The sequence below is a fragment of the Bacillus sp. ES1-5 genome (assembly GCF_022487605.1).
GTDB lineage: Bacteria > Bacillota > Bacilli > Bacillales > Bacillaceae_G > Bacillus_A > Bacillus_A wiedmannii.
Genome location: NZ_JAKVPU010000006.1, coordinates 88,031 through 103,733 on the forward strand (window position 1 = coordinate 88,031; position 15,703 = coordinate 103,733).

At 36.8% G+C, this 15,703-nt stretch carries 16 protein-coding genes and 1 pseudogene; 13 read left to right on the forward strand and 4 right to left on the reverse strand.

Annotated features, from left to right (window positions below; translation table 11 throughout):
* Together exsA and MKO96_RS19835 are read left to right on the forward strand one after the other, a co-directional pair.
* Nucleotides 1–1,122, forward strand: a pseudogene (gene exsA / locus MKO96_RS19830) (spore coat assembly protein ExsA); the annotation flags it as partial.
* Nucleotides 1,123–1,301: 179 nt separating this feature from the next.
* Nucleotides 1,302–1,949: a YhcN/YlaJ family sporulation lipoprotein gene (locus tag MKO96_RS19835; RefSeq protein WP_048562224.1), complete on the forward strand. Its 648-nt coding sequence runs from the start codon at nucleotides 1,302–1,304 to the stop codon at nucleotides 1,947–1,949.
* A gap of 33 nt (nucleotides 1,950–1,982) precedes the next feature.
* Here the strand turns inward: MKO96_RS19835 and MKO96_RS19840 are convergent, their stop codons facing one another.
* Nucleotides 1,983–2,426 carry a branched-chain amino acid ABC transporter substrate-binding protein gene (locus MKO96_RS19840; protein WP_087982128.1) on the reverse strand — a complete coding sequence of 148 codons (444 nt, stop codon included), beginning with the start codon at nucleotides 2,424–2,426 and terminating at the stop codon, nucleotides 1,983–1,985.
* Between the two features lie 433 nt (nucleotides 2,427–2,859).
* On the opposite strand from MKO96_RS19840, the gene MKO96_RS19845 reads away from it, so the two are divergent.
* Nucleotides 2,860–3,390: a BofC C-terminal domain-containing protein gene (locus tag MKO96_RS19845; protein WP_087982125.1), complete on the forward strand. Its 531-nt coding sequence runs from the start codon at nucleotides 2,860–2,862 to the stop codon at nucleotides 3,388–3,390.
* 10 nt (nucleotides 3,391–3,400) lie between these two features.
* On the opposite strand, the gene MKO96_RS19850 is transcribed toward MKO96_RS19845, so the two are convergent.
* Complete coding sequence (locus tag MKO96_RS19850; RefSeq protein ID WP_240588431.1) at nucleotides 3,401–4,345, reverse strand: iron-hydroxamate ABC transporter substrate-binding protein; 945 nt, start codon at nucleotides 4,343–4,345, stop codon at nucleotides 3,401–3,403.
* Nucleotides 4,346–4,533: 188 nt separating this feature from the next.
* Here MKO96_RS19850 and ruvA point away from each other — a divergent pair, with 188 nt between their 5' ends.
* From ruvA to yajC, 6 genes are read left to right on the forward strand one after another with little or no spacing between them, the layout of a single operon-like run.
* Nucleotides 4,534–5,151 carry a Holliday junction DNA helicase RuvA gene (ruvA, locus tag MKO96_RS19855; RefSeq protein ID WP_000464511.1) on the forward strand — a complete coding sequence of 206 codons (618 nt, stop codon included), beginning with the start codon at nucleotides 4,534–4,536 and terminating at the stop codon, nucleotides 5,149–5,151.
* A gap of 5 nt (nucleotides 5,152–5,156) precedes the next feature.
* A complete protein-coding gene (gene ruvB, locus MKO96_RS19860; protein WP_000344467.1) occupies nucleotides 5,157–6,158 on the forward strand; it encodes a Holliday junction branch migration DNA helicase RuvB in 1,002 nt (333 codons plus the stop codon).
* A complete protein-coding gene (locus MKO96_RS19865) occupies nucleotides 6,155–6,355 on the forward strand; it encodes a DUF2905 domain-containing protein (RefSeq protein ID WP_087982121.1) in 201 nt (66 codons plus the stop codon). Before ruvB ends, MKO96_RS19865 begins: the two co-directional genes overlap by 4 nt.
* A 19-nt stretch (nucleotides 6,356–6,374) precedes the next feature.
* The gene (queA, locus tag MKO96_RS19870) at nucleotides 6,375–7,427 is read left to right on the forward strand and encodes a tRNA preQ1(34) S-adenosylmethionine ribosyltransferase-isomerase QueA (RefSeq protein WP_240588432.1); all 1,053 of its coding nucleotides are present in this window, start codon (nucleotides 6,375–6,377) and stop codon (nucleotides 7,425–7,427) included.
* Nucleotides 7,428–7,439: 12 nt separating this feature from the next.
* Entirely contained in the window at nucleotides 7,440–8,579 is a 1,140-nt protein-coding gene (gene tgt, locus MKO96_RS19875; protein ID WP_000125362.1) for a tRNA guanosine(34) transglycosylase Tgt, read from the forward strand.
* Nucleotides 8,580–8,606: 27 nt separating this feature from the next.
* On the forward strand, nucleotides 8,607–8,867 hold the full coding sequence (gene yajC / locus MKO96_RS19880) for a preprotein translocase subunit YajC (RefSeq protein ID WP_001068064.1): 261 nt from the start codon (nucleotides 8,607–8,609) through the stop codon (nucleotides 8,865–8,867).
* A 36-nt stretch (nucleotides 8,868–8,903) separates the two neighbouring features.
* On the opposite strand, the gene MKO96_RS19885 is transcribed toward yajC, so the two are convergent.
* Complete coding sequence (locus MKO96_RS19885) at nucleotides 8,904–9,287, reverse strand: TIGR04086 family membrane protein (RefSeq protein ID WP_048562228.1); 384 nt, start codon at nucleotides 9,285–9,287, stop codon at nucleotides 8,904–8,906.
* A gap of 103 nt (nucleotides 9,288–9,390) precedes the next feature.
* Here MKO96_RS19885 and MKO96_RS19890 point away from each other — a divergent pair, with 103 nt between their 5' ends.
* Nucleotides 9,391–10,038 carry a DUF421 domain-containing protein gene (locus tag MKO96_RS19890; protein WP_240588433.1) on the forward strand — a complete coding sequence of 216 codons (648 nt, stop codon included), beginning with the start codon at nucleotides 9,391–9,393 and terminating at the stop codon, nucleotides 10,036–10,038.
* A gap of 29 nt (nucleotides 10,039–10,067) precedes the next feature.
* Here MKO96_RS19890 and spoVB read toward each other — a convergent pair whose 3' ends face one another.
* Nucleotides 10,068–11,627 (reverse strand): stage V sporulation protein B, encoded by a 1,560-nt coding sequence (gene spoVB, locus MKO96_RS19895; protein ID WP_098653231.1) that lies wholly within the window; start codon nucleotides 11,625–11,627, stop codon nucleotides 10,068–10,070.
* Nucleotides 11,628–11,812: 185 nt separating this feature from the next.
* Here spoVB and MKO96_RS19900 point away from each other — a divergent pair, with 185 nt between their 5' ends.
* From MKO96_RS19900 to MKO96_RS19910, 3 genes are all read left to right on the forward strand, one after another.
* The gene (locus MKO96_RS19900) at nucleotides 11,813–12,097 is read left to right on the forward strand and encodes a post-transcriptional regulator (protein ID WP_087982111.1); all 285 of its coding nucleotides are present in this window, start codon (nucleotides 11,813–11,815) and stop codon (nucleotides 12,095–12,097) included.
* A 270-nt stretch (nucleotides 12,098–12,367) separates the two neighbouring features.
* On the forward strand, nucleotides 12,368–14,632 hold the full coding sequence (gene secDF, locus MKO96_RS19905) for a protein translocase subunit SecDF (RefSeq protein WP_240588434.1): 2,265 nt from the start codon (nucleotides 12,368–12,370) through the stop codon (nucleotides 14,630–14,632).
* 156 nt (nucleotides 14,633–14,788) lie between these two features.
* Nucleotides 14,789–15,682 (forward strand): cation diffusion facilitator family transporter, encoded by an 894-nt coding sequence (locus MKO96_RS19910; protein WP_000409734.1) that lies wholly within the window; start codon nucleotides 14,789–14,791, stop codon nucleotides 15,680–15,682.
* Nucleotides 15,683–15,703 lie beyond the last annotated feature (21 nt).

Genomic DNA, 15,703 nt, shown 5'->3' on the forward strand with positions numbered 1-15,703 from the left:
ATAGGAAATATCATGTCACCGCAAGTAAAGAAAGAAAATGTAGGGAATATCGTGTCACCGCAAGTGAAGAAAGAAAACATAGGAAATATCATGTCACCGCAAGTAAAGAAAGAAAATGTAGGGAATATCGTGTCACCGCAAGTGAAGAAAGAAAATGTAGGAAACATAGTGTCACCAAATGTATCGAAAGAAAATGTAGTTATTCCACAAGTAATACCGCCAAATATTCAAATGCCAAACATCATGCCAATGTTGGATAATAATCAACCACCAAACATCATGCCAATGTTGGATAATAATCAACCACCAAATATAATGCCAATCATGGATCATAATCAACCACCAAATATAATGCCAATCATGGATAATAATCAACCACCAAATATAATGCCAATCATGGATAATAATCAACCACCAAATATAATGCCAATCATGGATAATAACCCAATACCAAACATCATGCCGATTATGGATAACAATCAAATGCCGAATATGATGCCGATCATGGATAACAACCAAATGCCGAATATGATGCCGATCATGGATAATAATCAAATGCCAAATATGATGCCGATCATGGATAATAATCAGATGCCAAATATGATGCCGATCATGGATAATAATCAACCACCAAATATAATGCCAATCATGAATAATAATCAAATGCCGAATATGATGCCGATCATGGATAACAATCAAATGCCGAATATGATGCCGATCATGGATAACAACCAACCGCCGAATATGATGCCATATCAAATGCCGTATCAACAGCCTATGATGCCGCCGAATCCATATTATCAACCATCAAATCCATATCAAATGCCATATCAGCAAGGAGCGCCGTTTGGACCGCAATATACGTCTATGCCAAATCCAAATATGATGCCAATGGATAATAATATGCCGCCGCTCGTACAAGGTGAGGAAGATTGTGGATGCGGAGGAGAGAGTAGGTTATATAGTCCTCAACCGGGAGGACCACAATACGCGAATCCTTTATATTATCAACCAACTCAATCGGCATATGCGCCACAGCCAGGAACGATGTATTATCAACCAGATCCACCAAATGTATTTGGAGATCCAGTTTCAGAAGAAGAGGACGAAGAGGAAGTTTAAAAAAGGTGGGATTATTCCCGCCTTTTTTTTATGTAGAGTCGTTTTAAGAATGGAGGATTTACATCAAATGTTAGAAAATCCCCAGTGAAATATTAACAGTGTAAAAACCTTCTCTGTTACTCATCATAAGAGGGAGCTTTTCAGAAGAGAAGCTCATTCTAACAGAGGGGGTTTTTGTATTGAATACGAAAGTAAAAGTGATTGCTGCTTCTTTGTTAGTTACCAGTGCATTAGCTGCATGTGGTACACCAAAAGATAACAATGCAATGGATGGACGTAACTACAATTACGAGCGTACATCTTATAATGATACACACCAGTATCGTGATAATGTAACGCGTAATGATCGTTATACAGATTATGTAACATATAGAAATGGTCGTAACGATACAGGATATAACAATTATTACCGCGATGTAAATTACAACGGTCAAATTGCTAACCCGCATCCAACACGTAATATTACAATGAACAATTCATACATTAACAATGATGGTAAAACAGCAGAAAAAATAACAAATCGTGTAAAGCGTATGAATAACGTAGACCGCGTGTCTACAGTTGTATATGGAAACGATGTGGCGATTGCGGTAAAACCGCGTAATCCAGTATCGAATGAAACGGCACTTGCAAACGAAGTTCGTCAAGCCGTTGTAAATGAAGTTGGAAACAGAAATGTATATGTTTCTGTAAGAAATGACATGTTTACTCGTGTCGATGCAATGAGTACACGCTTACGTAATGGTACAGTTACAAACGATTTTAATCGTGATATAGGGAATATGTTCCGAGACATTCGTTACGGTTTAACTGGTACTATGCGATAGCAAAACAAAAGAGGAAGGGGTAGCCCTTCCTCTTTATTCATCTTCATCTTGTAAACGACGTTTTTTAATAAAATAACTAATGGAGTAAGAAATTAAAAAACATATAAAGAAAATACTACCTGTTAGAATAGCCTCAAAGAGAGGTCTTTCTGGACTGAAAATGATATAAATAATGGCTATAATAGTTCCTACAATAAGAGAGCGTAAAATAATTTTGTAATAAGGAGTTAACTTTATATCCTTTTCGCCTTCTTCTACATCAATAGAAACGCTTAACTGTAAATAACTAAGTACGATACTTGTAAGGATAAATAATAACCATAATGGAGATTTCGTAATTTGATCCATTCCTTCAGTGAATCCGATATAGCCTAAAATGCCAATTATACCAAGCGATTGAAAAAGAAAAGCAATACGTATGTTTTTTAATGTTTTCAGAATGAGACGTTCATCCTTTATTTTTTTCACAATATCCATCTCCTGTTTATTATGGTTTCGCTGTCACATTAATTGTAACATATATATTGCATTTATCAATTTATAATTTACATAAAGTTCGTTTGGTTGAAAGAGGAAATAAAATATTTTTATAAACATGTTGCACTTATACTTTATTAATGTTATATTAGCAAAGCGATGAGCTAATTTACGTAAGACGAGAGATATGCTTAAGTGCTAAACACGCGAATGTGGTCGCCTGGTCTCTCGCCGTAAACGCATCAAGACGCCTGCTTTGCAGGCGTCTTTCATTTTATATAAAAACAAATGCTAATGCAGATAAAGATAAAACTTTATCTGCATTTTTTTATTTTCGAGTGAAATGTAATATGGTCATTTATATGGATAAAACCCCCATTTCCGGAAAAACTACTAATGAAATTTTGATCTTGCCTAAAAGAGGTGAACGGAAATGAAATGGATGCTGATTGCGATGCAAGCTTTCGTTATGATGTTTTGTTTCGTTTATGAAACGAATGTGAAGGCGGAAGGGCCAGTACCAGAAGTAACAGAAAAAGAGCCTGAAGTTACAATTTTATTAGAGCGAATGTATGTTGATGGAGAAGTAAGCGAGGAAATATTTACAGAAAAAGTAGCGGACTTAGAAAAGTTTCTACAGCAATATAAAGGATGGCAACTCGTTGATCGTGATGATGTACAAATTGTATTACAGAAGAAAGTTGATGATATTTCTCCGTTATTAAAGACGAGTGGTTATTTTGGTGTGTCAGAGGAAGGGATATTACAAATCTTCAAAGGGGTGCCGAAAAGTGATAATGCGATCCATTCTTTCTTTCAAATTGATATGAAAAAGCTTGAGAGCTATGAGCGTGCGAAGTTGAAGCGTGGTATTCGTATTAAATCAAAAGAAGGTTTTGTGAAGACGATTGAAAAAATGAAGCAATACGCAGTGCAAAGTAAGAAAAAAAGCAGCTCATGGTGAGCTGCTTTTTTTACTTGTTTTTATCTAGAATTTGTTTTGCGATTTCATCAATTAGCATATCTTTTCCGATTGGATTGAAAGCTTTCGTATTAAAGATTTCATTGGATACTTCATATACGTGATTGTTTTTAACTGCTTTATTGTCTTTCCAAACGGCACTGTTTTTGTAGTCTTCGTAAACTTTATCAGCTTCGCCGCCAAAGTTTACAATAAACATTTGATCAGGTTGGAATGCAACAAGACCTTCTAGCGATACTTGTGCCATCGTTTGTTTTAAATCCGTACCTTTTGTTGCTGGAAGTTTTAAGTCATTAAAGATGATGTCACCGTATCCGAAGTTACCGTATACACGGAAGTTTTGTGGTGTAACTGCGACGAACATAAAGTTCTCATCTTTTGTTTTTTCTTTAATTTTTTTAGATAAAGAGTCTGCTTTTTTATCGTAGTCTGCAATCCATTTGTCTGCTTTCTTTTCTTCGTCAAATAGTTTACCTACTTCTTTAAACTTACCGCGCCAGTCTTCTAAGTTTGTTTCTAAAACAACTGTTGGTGCAACCTTTTCTAATTGATCATAGATCTTCAATTGACGATTATTTAAAATAATTAAGTCTGGTTTTAATGCAGTAACAGCTTCTAAATCAACTTTAGGTGCCCAGTACCAACCTACTGCCTTTACTCCGTCTAATTTTTTTGTTAAATGATTTTGGATTTTATCTTTATATGTGTTTGCTGTACCGATAGGTTTGTGTCCAAGAAGTAATAATTCTTCTGTTGATCCAGATAGGTCAACAATTCTCTTTGGATTTACTGGAATTGTAGCTTCCCCTTTAGCGTGTTTTACAACTTTTGTTTTCGGTTGTTCTTTCGCTTTCGATTCTTCTTTTTGAGAAGAACAGCCAACGATAGAAAGAACAACTAGCATAATAGTACATAAAATAAATAGCTTCTGTTTCATCCTGATGTAACCCCTTTAATTAGTATTGATAATCATTATCGACTTCTGTATATTAAGGTGCTTCATACTTTCTGTCAATGGAAAATAACAGAAGTTTCAAATGGAGAACATTTGTTGGGGTAGTCTCGCTTTTCTATCATTAAATATGTTAAAATGGAATACATGATTTAAGAGGGAGAGATCGTATTTTGTTTGAATATGTTACAGGTTACGTGGAGTATGTAGGACCGGAATATGTCGTAATTGACCATAATGGAATTGGTTATCAAATTTTCACACCAAATCCGTATGTATTTCAAAGAAGTAAGCAAGAAATCCGTGTCTATACATATCATTATGTGAGAGAAGATATTATGGCACTTTACGGGTTTAAAACACGTGAAGAGCGTTTATTATTTACAAAGTTGTTAGGTGTGTCTGGTATTGGACCGAAAGGCGCTCTTGCAATTTTAGCGTCTGGTCAAACAGGACAGGTCGTTCAAGCGATTGAACACGAAGACGAGAAGTTTTTAGTGAAGTTCCCGGGCGTCGGAAAGAAAACAGCACGCCAAATGATTTTAGATTTAAAAGGAAAACTAGCTGATGTCGTGCCAGATGCATTTGTTGATTTATTCTCAGACACAGAACGTTTTGATGAGAAGAAAGGTTCATCAGCTGAGCTTGATGAGGCGCTGGAAGCTCTGCGCGCACTTGGATACGCAGAACGAGAAGTTTCCCGCGTTGTACCAGAGTTATTAAAAGAATCATTAACGACGGATCAGTATATTAAAAAGGCACTTAGTCTTTTACTAAATGGTAAGAGGTGAGTATAATGGACGAACGTCTCCTTTCAGGGGAATCTGCATATGAAGATTCGGATTTAGAATATTCATTACGGCCACAGACGCTCCGTCAGTATATTGGCCAAGATAAAGCGAAACATAATTTAGAGGTGTTTATTGAAGCAGCGAAAATGCGTGAAGAAACGTTAGATCATGTGCTTTTATATGGACCACCAGGACTTGGTAAAACGACGCTTGCCAATATTATTGCCAATGAAATGGGCGTAAATGTTAGAACAACTTCAGGTCCAGCAATTGAAAGGCCGGGAGATTTAGCAGCTGTATTAACAGCGCTTCAGCCGGGGGATGTATTATTTATTGATGAAATTCATCGTTTGCATAGATCAATTGAAGAAGTGTTATATCCTGCGATGGAAGATTTTTGCCTTGATATCGTAATTGGAAAAGGGCCGTCAGCACGGTCTGTACGTCTAGATTTGCCTCCGTTTACACTAGTTGGAGCAACGACACGTGCGGGAGCATTATCAGCGCCGCTTCGTGACCGTTTCGGTGTACTTTCAAGACTAGAATATTACACAGTAGATCAGCTTTCTGAGATTGTTGAACGTACAGCAGAAGTATTCGAAGTTGAAATTGATTCGTTAGCCGCACTAGAAATTGCAAGACGTGCTCGTGGTACACCTCGTATTGCGAATCGTTTATTACGACGTGTACGAGATTTCGCACAAGTTCGTGGTAACGGAACGGTTACGATGGAAATTACACAAATGGCGTTAGAACTACTGCAAGTAGATAAATTAGGTCTAGATCATATCGATCATAAATTATTACTTGGTATTATTGAGAAATTCCGTGGTGGCCCAGTCGGGTTAGAAACGGTTTCGGCAACGATTGGAGAAGAATCTCATACGATTGAAGATGTATATGAGCCATATTTATTACAAATTGGCTTTTTACAACGAACACCAAGAGGCCGAATCGTAACGCCGCTTGCATATGAGCATTTTGGAATGGAGATGCCAAAAGTATGACGGAGATGCCAAAATTGCTTATTACAGCAGGTATCTTACTCATTGTTGTTGGATTAGCTTGGAAGTTCGTTGGAAGGCTTCCAGGCGATATTTTTGTGAAAAAAGGAAACGTTACCTTTTATTTTCCTATCATTACATGTATTGTGTTAAGTATTGTATTATCTTTTATTATGTATATAATAAATCGATTTAAATAAGAAATAGGTGGATATAGTTATGGATATTAATCTGTTTGATTTTCATTTACCAGAAGAACTTATTGCACAAATCCCATTAGAAGATCGTGAAACATCAAGATTAATGGTGTTAGATCGTGAAACAGGCGATATTGAGCATAAACATTTTACAGACATTCTTTCTTACTTACATGAGGGGGATTGCTTAGTTTTAAATGAAACGAAAGTTATGCCTGCTCGTTTGCACGGTGTGAAAGAAGATACAGGCGCGCATATTGAAGTACTTCTTTTAAAACAAGAAGAAGGCGATAAGTGGGAAACGCTTGTTAAGCCAGCGAAACGTGTAAAAGAAGGAACTGTTATCTCTTTTGGCGAAGGGAAATTAAAAGCAACTTGCATAGGAACTGCAGATCAAGGTGGACGTCAGTTTGAATTTTCATATGACGGCATCTTCTATGAAATTTTAGATGAACTTGGGGAAATGCCACTTCCTCCATATATTAAAGAGACGCTAGAAGATCGCGATCGCTATCAAACAGTATATGCGAAAGAAATTGGTTCAGCAGCAGCGCCGACTGCAGGACTTCACTTTACAGAAGAGTTACTGGAGAAGTTAAAACAAAAAGGCGTTGGGTTAGCTTTCATTACACTTCACGTAGGACTTGGAACATTTAGACCAGTTTCTGCTGATACGATTGAAGAACACCATATGCACGCAGAATATTACCATATGTCTGAAGAGACAGCTGCGTTATTAAATCGCGTGAAAGAGAATGGTGGACGTATTATTACGGTAGGTACGACTTCAACTCGTACGTTAGAAACAATTGCGACAGATCATGACGGTAAGCTTTGTGCTGCTTCTGGCTGGACAGACATTTTTATGTACCCAGGTTATGAATTTAAAGCAATTGATGGTTTAATTACAAACTTCCATTTACCGAAATCAACATTAATTATGCTTGTAAGTGCATTTGCAAACAGAGATAATGTACTGCATGCTTATAATGAAGCAGTAAAAGAAAAATATCGTTTCTTTAGCTTCGGTGATGCAATGTTCGTTGCATCTCACGCTAAAATGAGAAACAAATAAAAGGAGTAAATTATGACAGCAATTCGTTATGAATTTATAAAAACTTGTAAACAAACAGGTGCCCGTTTAGGACGTGTACATACGCCGCACGGTTCATTTGATACACCAACATTTATGCCAGTTGGTACACTTGCAACAGTTAAGACAATGTCACCAGAAGAGTTAAAAGCAATGGATTCAGGCATTATTTTAAGTAATACGTATCATTTATGGCTACGCCCAGGTCACGAAATTATTCGTGAAGCAGGCGGTTTGCATAAATTTATGAACTGGGATCGTGCAATCTTAACGGACTCTGGTGGTTTCCAAGTATTCAGTTTAAGTGACTTCCGTCGTATTGAAGAGGAAGGCGTTCACTTCCGTAACCACTTAAATGGAGATAAATTATTCTTATCACCAGAAAAAGCGATGGAAATTCAAAATGCATTAGGATCAGATATTATGATGGCATTTGATGAGTGTCCACCTTTCCCGGCTACTTTTGAATATATGAAGAAATCTGTAGAACGTACAAGTCGCTGGGCAGAACGTTGTTTAAAAGCGCATGAACGTCCACAAGATCAGGGGTTATTCGGTATTGTACAAGGCGGAGAGTTCGAAGAGCTTCGTCGTCAAAGTGCAAAAGACCTTGTTTCAATGGACTTCCCTGGTTACGCTGTAGGTGGTTTATCTGTAGGTGAGCCGAAAGATATTATGAACCGTGTACTTGAGTTTACAACGCCACTTCTTCCAGATAATAAGCCACGTTACTTAATGGGAGTAGGTTCTCCTGACTCGTTAATCGATGGTGCAATTCGTGGTATTGATATGTTTGACTGCGTACTTCCAACTCGTATCGCTCGGAATGGTACATGTATGACAAGTGAAGGCCGTCTAGTTGTAAAAAATGCGAAATTTGCAAGAGACTTCGGTCCGCTTGATCCAAATTGTGATTGTTATACATGTAAAAATTATTCTCGTGCGTACATTCGTCACTTAATGAAATGTGATGAAACGTTCGGAATTCGTTTAACGTCTTATCACAACCTTCATTTTCTGTTAAACTTAATGGAGCAGGTGAGACAAGCTATTCGTGAAGACCGTCTTGGCGATTTCCGCGAAGAATTCTTTGAACAGTATGGCTTTAATAAACCGAATGCTAAAAACTTCTAATACATAATTTAAAAGGAGGAACAAAAGATGAATCCAGGTATGATGAATATCGTTATGATCGTTGCGATGTTTGCGATTTTCTATTTCTTATTAATTCGCCCGCAACAAAAGCGTCAAAAAGCAGTTGCTCAAATGCAAAATGAGTTAGCAAAAGGTGATGCTATCGTAACAATCGGTGGTTTACACGGTACAATCGAATCAGTAGATGAGACGAAAATCGTTATTAAATCTGGTGGTTCACACTTAACTTTCGATCGTAATGCGATTCGTGAAGTTGTGAAAAACTAATGAGGAAGGCCCTGCATGAAATGTGCAGGGCCTTTTTTAGTTATTTTGTTTTGACATATTTACCCCGAAAATACCACCGAGTGTACTCGCGCCCATTAATGCTAATTGATAAAGTAACTGGGAGTTCGATAAAGTTTGAGAGAAGCCTAAATAGTTAACTAAAAAAACAAGTATAGCGAATGTAAGACCTGTTGTGAAACCTACTAGCCAACCTTTCCCTTGTGCTTTTTTGCCGGCAGTAAATCCGGATATAAGCATAGATAAAAGAGCTAGTATAAAAATAGTAACGGCTAATGTCCCTTCAGTCATATCTGTAAACTTTAATAAAAGAGCTATAACCATGCTAATAATTGATGCAAGAATTAATAAGGTAATGATACCAAAGCCGATTGCGGTTGATAATTTTTTCGTTCCATCCATTTATACATTCCCCCTTTTTAATACAAGCATATTTTCTTTTTGCCCAAGTTAGACTAGTTTATTTTTTCTAGGGGAGTCTATACGTAAAAAAGGAGATGTAGAAATGGAATGGGTATCAATCATTGGCCGGACGATGCTTTTGTATATCATCATATTAATTATTTTTCGTCTTATGGGTAAACGTGAAATTGGAGAGTTAAGCGTATTAGATTTAGTCGTATTCATTATGCTTGGCGAAATGGCCGTAGTCGCAATTGAAAATACCGATAAATCACTTTGGCACCAATTAGTTCCGATGACTTTTCTTATGTGTATACAGATTATTTTGTCAGTCATTTCATTAAAGTTTCAACGATTTCGGCATTTAATAGAAGGTGAGCCGGCTATTCTTGTAAATGCGGGGAAAATTGATGAAAAGAAGATGAGGAAGCAGCGTTATAATATAGATGATTTATTGATGCAATTAAGGGAGCAAGGAGTTGGAGATATCCGAGATGTAGAATACGCTATTTTAGAACCATCTGGGAAGTTATCTGTCTTTCAAAAACAAAAAGGTAAACAGGATACATTGCAGTTTACTCTTCCTCTTATTATTGATGGAGAAATTCAATTGAATCATTTACAAATGATTGAACATACAGACGAATGGCTCATTGGCAAATTAAAAAAATTAGGTTATAACGATATCACACAAATTTTATACTGCAGCTTTCAAAATGGACAATTTTTTGTTGATTTGAAAGAAAACTAGAGGCTTACTATATGAAATAGTAAGCCCGTTTACTTCAAAAATGAAAGTTTTCGAATGATTGGGAGTCGGCTTAACTCTTCTTTTCGAATGAGTTTGAAAGTGAAGAGGAGGACGATATAAATGATTGTTGTTAAAGTGATTTCCCATAATGTTTGTACGCCAAGTGAATGAGAGAAAATCATATATTTATGAAGGTAAAAACCGAAAGCACCTGCAATACCGATAGCAAGTCCGCCGAAAATGTAGTCTTTTGCGTAAATGGTAAATGTAATTTTCTTTAAAACAGTAGCGTAATGAAGGAATGTTACCGTCACTATATTTGCAGCGATAGCGAGTGCAACCCCCATCATTTGAAAATCTGGCCTTGAAGCTAGTACAAAAATAAGGATTAATTTCACGATGGCGCCAATAAATGTATTCATCATTGCAGCTCTTGCTAAGTTTAAAGCTTGTAAAACAGAGGTAAGTGGACTTTGAAAGTAATGAAATAAAAAGCAAGGTGCAAGAAGCTGGATAAATGCTGTTGCACTATCCGATCCATACATAAGAGTTAAAATAGGAGAAGCGAAAACGTATAATATAACGACTGACCAACCCCCAGTAATTAATGAGATTCGAAGAGCTTGTTGTAGGCGGTGTTCCACTAATTTATGCTGTCTTTTAGCCATCGCTTCACTAATAGATGGAACAAGTGCTGTAGAAAGAGCGTATGTAATAAAGGCTGGCAGTGATAGAAGTGGGAATGCATAACCGTTTAATATACCGTATTGCTGGGTTGCGACAGAGGCAGCAACTCCGGCAATCGCTAAGCTTTGCATAACAACGATAGGTTCAAAAAAATATGAAACGGAACCGATTAAACGACTTCCTGTAGTTGGGAGGGCAATATCCATAAGAGAATAAAATGTACCCTTGCTCTCCTTTACAGTAGTGAAAAATCCAGAGCGTATAGATAAATGTTTTTCGCGCTGGAATAAAGTAAGTAAAAATAATAACGATGCAACTTCACCGAGAACGGCTGATAACATAGCGCCAGCTGCAGCATATTCTACACCGTAAGGTAAAAATAACTGAATGCATATAGCGATAATTGTAATGCGGACAACTTGTTCTATAACTTGGGCGTAAGCGCTAGGTTTCATATTTTGTTTCCCTTGGAAATAGCCGCGTAAAACAGAAGAAACAGCAATGACAGGAACGACAGGCAAAATGGCCATTAATGGATAGTACGTCCGTTCATCAGTTAATAATGTTTTTGCTAAAATAGGCGTGAGGAGCATAATTCCAATTGTTAAAATGATACTAATAACGGATGTAACAGCTAATGATACTGTTAATATTTTTTTAACCCTTTGTTTATCGTTCACAGCTTCCGCTTCTGCTACAAATTTTGCGATTGCGACAGGAAGACCGATTTGTGTTAATGTAATTGCTAGAATGAATGTAGGAACGGCCATCATATAAAGGCCAACGCCTTCTTCTCCTAAAATACGTGCCATTACAATCCGGTTAATAAATCCAAGGATTTTGGTAATAAAGCCGGCTATCATTAAAATAAATGCGCCTTTTAAAAAGCTTTGTCTCGTCATGATCTTCTCCTACCTTCTCAAAATCAGTGGAATGATTTACAATAATTTATATGCACGTATGAGACAAGAATGACAAGCATTTAAGAGAGTGGAGTATGAGAGTGCTCTTGAAAGTAGTTATTGCTGTCCATTAGAGCGGGATTAAAAGCGACTTTTCGTGCTGAAATAAGAAGGAGATGTTATATATGTTAGATAGAGAGGCTTTGGTAGAATCATACCGCGGACAGTTACAAGTCGTTTTAGAAAGTAAAGTAGAAGAATTTCAAATGTTCGGCTACGACCGAGTGACAGATAATGATATTTGGAAGTTTCTCAAAGTGAAGAAGTGGAAAAAAATAAACGGTGATGTTAGATTATATGAATTAGTAAATGATGTATTAAGAGTAAGTACTAATGAATATATGAATTATTTAACTGTTGAAGCATATCAAGCGCCACTTTGGTCATTTGATGAATATGAAAATAAATAACCGACTGCAATTGGTTTGTTCTTCCTTTTGCAGTATAATGATAGGTATTGATAATGAGGAAATAATTATGTCTAAGATTATATATAAAGGGGGTAGTGAAGAGAAAAAATAAATAATGAAAGTGTAGGTATTGTGAAAAACGTACCGACACAGCTAGTGATGAACTAGCAAAATTATAGAAAGGAAGTCTACTAACTAGGCGTATGCATACGTGTAAAAGTGAATCGTAAGTGATTTATTTAAAGTGTTAGTAGCAGAAAGAGGGTACATATGGCAAAGCGTGGTACGAGAATTGCCGCCTTTTTCCTCATCGTTTTATTAATCGGTGGAGTAATTGGTGCGGCAGGAAAAGACATAGCAAAAGGAATTAGTCTAGGACTAGACCTTCGCGGTGGTTTTGAAATTCTGTATGAAGTAAAACCAGCCAAAAAAGGTGATAAAATCGACCGAGAGGCACTTGTAAGTACAGTAGGTGCTCTTGAAAATCGTGTCAATGTTCTCGGTGTAAGTGAGCCGAATATTCAAATTGAAGGACAAGATCGAATTCGCGTACAGCTTGCTGGTGTACAAGATCAGCAAAAAGCACGTGAAATGTTATCAACACAAGCGAAATTAACATTCCGTGATGTAGATGACAACCTTCTTATGGATGGAACGGATTTAAAAGGCGGCGGAGCGAAACAAACATTTGATGAGCAAGGCCGTGCGAGCGTAGGTCTTACACTAAAAAGCGCTGATAGATTCCGTGAAGTAACTGAAAAAATTTCAAAAATGCCACCACCAACGAATTTAATGGTAATTTGGCTTGACTTTGAAGAAGGAAAAGATTCGTATAAAGCAGAGTCTGCAAAACCGAATCCGAAGTTCTTATCAGCAGCAACAGTAAGCCAAGTGTTTAATCAAGCTGAAGTATCTATCGTAGGTGGAAACTTCACAGTTGAAAGTGCGAAACAACTTTCATCTTTATTAAATGCAGGTGCACTTCCTGTTGATTTAAAAGAAATGTATTCAACATCAGTTGGAGCGAAATTTGGTCAACAAGCGTTAGAGCAAACGATTTTCGCTAGTGGGATTGGTATCGCTCTTATTTTCTTATTTATGCTTGTATACTACCGTTTACCAGGAATTGTAGCGGTTATTATGTTAGGTCTATACATTTTTGTTACGCTACTCGTATTTAACTGGATGCATGCGGTTCTGACATTACCAGGTATTGCGGCATTAGTGCTCGGGGTAGGTATCGCAGTTGATGCGAATATTATTACGTACGAGAGACTGAAAGAAGAGTTGAAAATTGGTAAGTCAATGATGTCAGCATTCCGTGCTGGTAATCATCGTTCATTAGCAACAATTTTAGATGCAAACGTTACGACTCTTGCAGCGGCTGGTGTATTATTCGTTTATGGTAATAGCTCTGTAAAAGGATTCGCAACAAGTTTAATCGTAAGTATTTTAGTTGGTTTCGTTACGAACGTATTCGGTACTCGTTTCTTACTAGGTTTACTTGTAAAGAGCCGTTACTTCGATAAAAAGCCAGGATACTTTGGTGTGAAACAAAAGGATATTATTCCATTAACAAAAGGTGTAGTACATCCACCGACAAGATTTGATCGTATTAACTTCGTAAATATCGGTCATAAATTCCTTGTTTTCTCGATTGTAGTTGTAATTGCAGGTGCAATTATACTACCGATTTTCAAATTGAATCTTGGTATTGATTTTGCGAGTGGTACACGTATCGACTTGCAATCAAAACAAGCACTTACTGTGTCTGATGTTCATAAAGATTTTAAAGAATTGAAAATTGACGTGAAGGAAGAAAATATTGTACCGACTGGAGATGACAATAAAGGATTCGCAGTTCGTACATTAGGTGTTCTATCAAAAGATGAAATTGCGAAAACAAAAACATTCTTCCACGATAAATATGGTACAGATCCAAATGTAAGTACAGTTTCACCGACAATTGGTAAAGAAATTGCACGAAATGCATTTATCGCAGTATTAATTGCTTCTGCGGTTATCATTTTATACGTAAGTATTCGATTCAGATTTACGTACGCATTATCTGCAGTACTTGCATTATTACATGACGCATTCGTTATGGTTGTTATATTTAGTATTTTCCAATTAGAGGTAGACTTAACGTTTATCGCTGCAGTGTTAACAATCATCGGTTATTCTATTAATGACTCAATTGTTACATTTGATAGAAACCGTGAATTATACAAACAGAAAAAACGAGTTCGCGATATAAAAGACTTAGAAGAAATCGTAAATGCAAGTATTCGCCAAACGCTTGGTCGTTCAATTAACACCGTATTAACAGTGTTATTCCCAGTAATTACATTACTTATCTTCGGTAGTGAGTCATTACGTAACTTCTCGTTTGCGTTACTTGTTGGATTAGTTGTAGGTACGTACTCTTCTGTTTTCGTTGCTTCTCAAATTTGGTTAATGCTTGAAAACCGTCGTTTGAAAAAGGGCAAAAACAAGAAAAAGGTTGAGAAAGTAGAATCTGAACCACAAGTATAAAAAAGATGATGTCTCTTTATGAGGCATCTCTTTTTTCGTTTGTGGATACAATAAGATAGCAACTTTTTAACAGAAGTAAGATGGAAGAAAGTGGTGATGTTATCGCTGTTTTTGCTACAATAAAAAGATAGGTTAAGAAAAGAAGGGATTTTAATTATGGAAAAAGATGAACGTTTTAAACAGGCCGAGTTTGGTGCTATTGTCGGGATCGTTGGTAATATTATATTAGCGATTGTAAAGGCGGTAATTGGTTATATTGGGAACAGTAAAGCACTATTAGCGGATGCCGTGCATTCTGCATCAGATGTAATTGGTTCGCTCGCTGTACTTTTTGGATTGCGAGCAGCAAAGCAACCGCCCGATGAAGATCATCCGTATGGTCATGGTAAAGCGGAATCGATTTCAGCAATTATTGTTGCAGTATTATTATTTATTGTGGGAATCGAGATAGCGATTTCGTCTATAAAAGCTTTTTCGCAAGAACTAGAACCACCGAAAGGAATTACGATTTTTGCTGTTGTTCTTTCAATTATCGTGAAAGAAGGAATGTTTCAATATAAATTCCGATTAGGGAAGAGGGTAAATAGTGATGCAATTATTGCAAATGCATATGAACATCGTTCGGATGTATTTTCTTCAATTGCAGCTTTAATCGGTATTTGTGCAGCAATTATGGGTGGTAAGTTCGGGTTAGATTGGCTTGTATATGCCGATCCAATTGCAGGATTATTTGTTTCACTTCTTGTTGCAAAAATGGCATGGAGTATTGGGGCCGAAGCAATTCATGCAACCCTTGATCATGTTCTTCATGAGGAAGATGTTGTGCCGCTTAGAGAGGCTGTGCTTCAAATAGACGGTGTAAAAAAAATCGGCTCTTTATATGCAAGGGAGCATGGTCATTACGTTATTGTTGATATTAAAGTTTCTGTAGATCCATACATTACTGTAGAAGAAGGGCACCGCATTGGAAAGCATGTGAAAGAAACGCTTATGGAACAAGATAACGTACAAAATGTGTTTGTACATATAAATCCGTATTCTCCAAATTAAATATCATTAACATTTTAGTAT

Excerpts from the sequence above, each read along its gene's own strand:
- ruvB (WP_000344467.1), top strand. The coding sequence starts at position 5,157 with ATGGACGAACGTCTCCTTTCAGGGGAATCTGCATATGAAGATTCGGAT.
- queA (WP_240588432.1), top strand. The coding sequence starts at position 6,375 with ATGGATATTAATCTGTTTGATTTTCATTTACCAGAAGAACTTATTGCA.
- secDF (WP_240588434.1), top strand. The coding sequence starts at position 12,368 with ATGGCAAAGCGTGGTACGAGAATTGCCGCCTTTTTCCTCATCGTTTTA.
- tgt (WP_000125362.1), top strand. The coding sequence starts at position 7,440 with ATGACAGCAATTCGTTATGAATTTATAAAAACTTGTAAACAAACAGGT.
- spoVB (WP_098653231.1), bottom strand. The coding sequence starts at position 11,627 with ATGACGAGACAAAGCTTTTTAAAAGGCGCATTTATTTTAATGATAGCC.
- MKO96_RS19845 (WP_087982125.1), top strand. The coding sequence starts at position 2,860 with ATGAAATGGATGCTGATTGCGATGCAAGCTTTCGTTATGATGTTTTGT.
- MKO96_RS19900 (WP_087982111.1), top strand. The coding sequence starts at position 11,813 with ATGTTAGATAGAGAGGCTTTGGTAGAATCATACCGCGGACAGTTACAA.
- MKO96_RS19850 (WP_240588431.1), bottom strand. The coding sequence starts at position 4,345 with ATGAAACAGAAGCTATTTATTTTATGTACTATTATGCTAGTTGTTCTT.
- MKO96_RS19890 (WP_240588433.1), top strand. The coding sequence starts at position 9,391 with ATGGAATGGGTATCAATCATTGGCCGGACGATGCTTTTGTATATCATC.
- yajC (WP_001068064.1), top strand. The coding sequence starts at position 8,607 with ATGAATCCAGGTATGATGAATATCGTTATGATCGTTGCGATGTTTGCG.
- MKO96_RS19910 (WP_000409734.1), top strand. The coding sequence starts at position 14,789 with ATGGAAAAAGATGAACGTTTTAAACAGGCCGAGTTTGGTGCTATTGTC.
- MKO96_RS19840 (WP_087982128.1), bottom strand. The coding sequence starts at position 2,426 with ATGGATATTGTGAAAAAAATAAAGGATGAACGTCTCATTCTGAAAACA.
- MKO96_RS19865 (WP_087982121.1), top strand. The coding sequence starts at position 6,155 with ATGACGGAGATGCCAAAATTGCTTATTACAGCAGGTATCTTACTCATT.
- MKO96_RS19885 (WP_048562228.1), bottom strand. The coding sequence starts at position 9,287 with ATGGATGGAACGAAAAAATTATCAACCGCAATCGGCTTTGGTATCATT.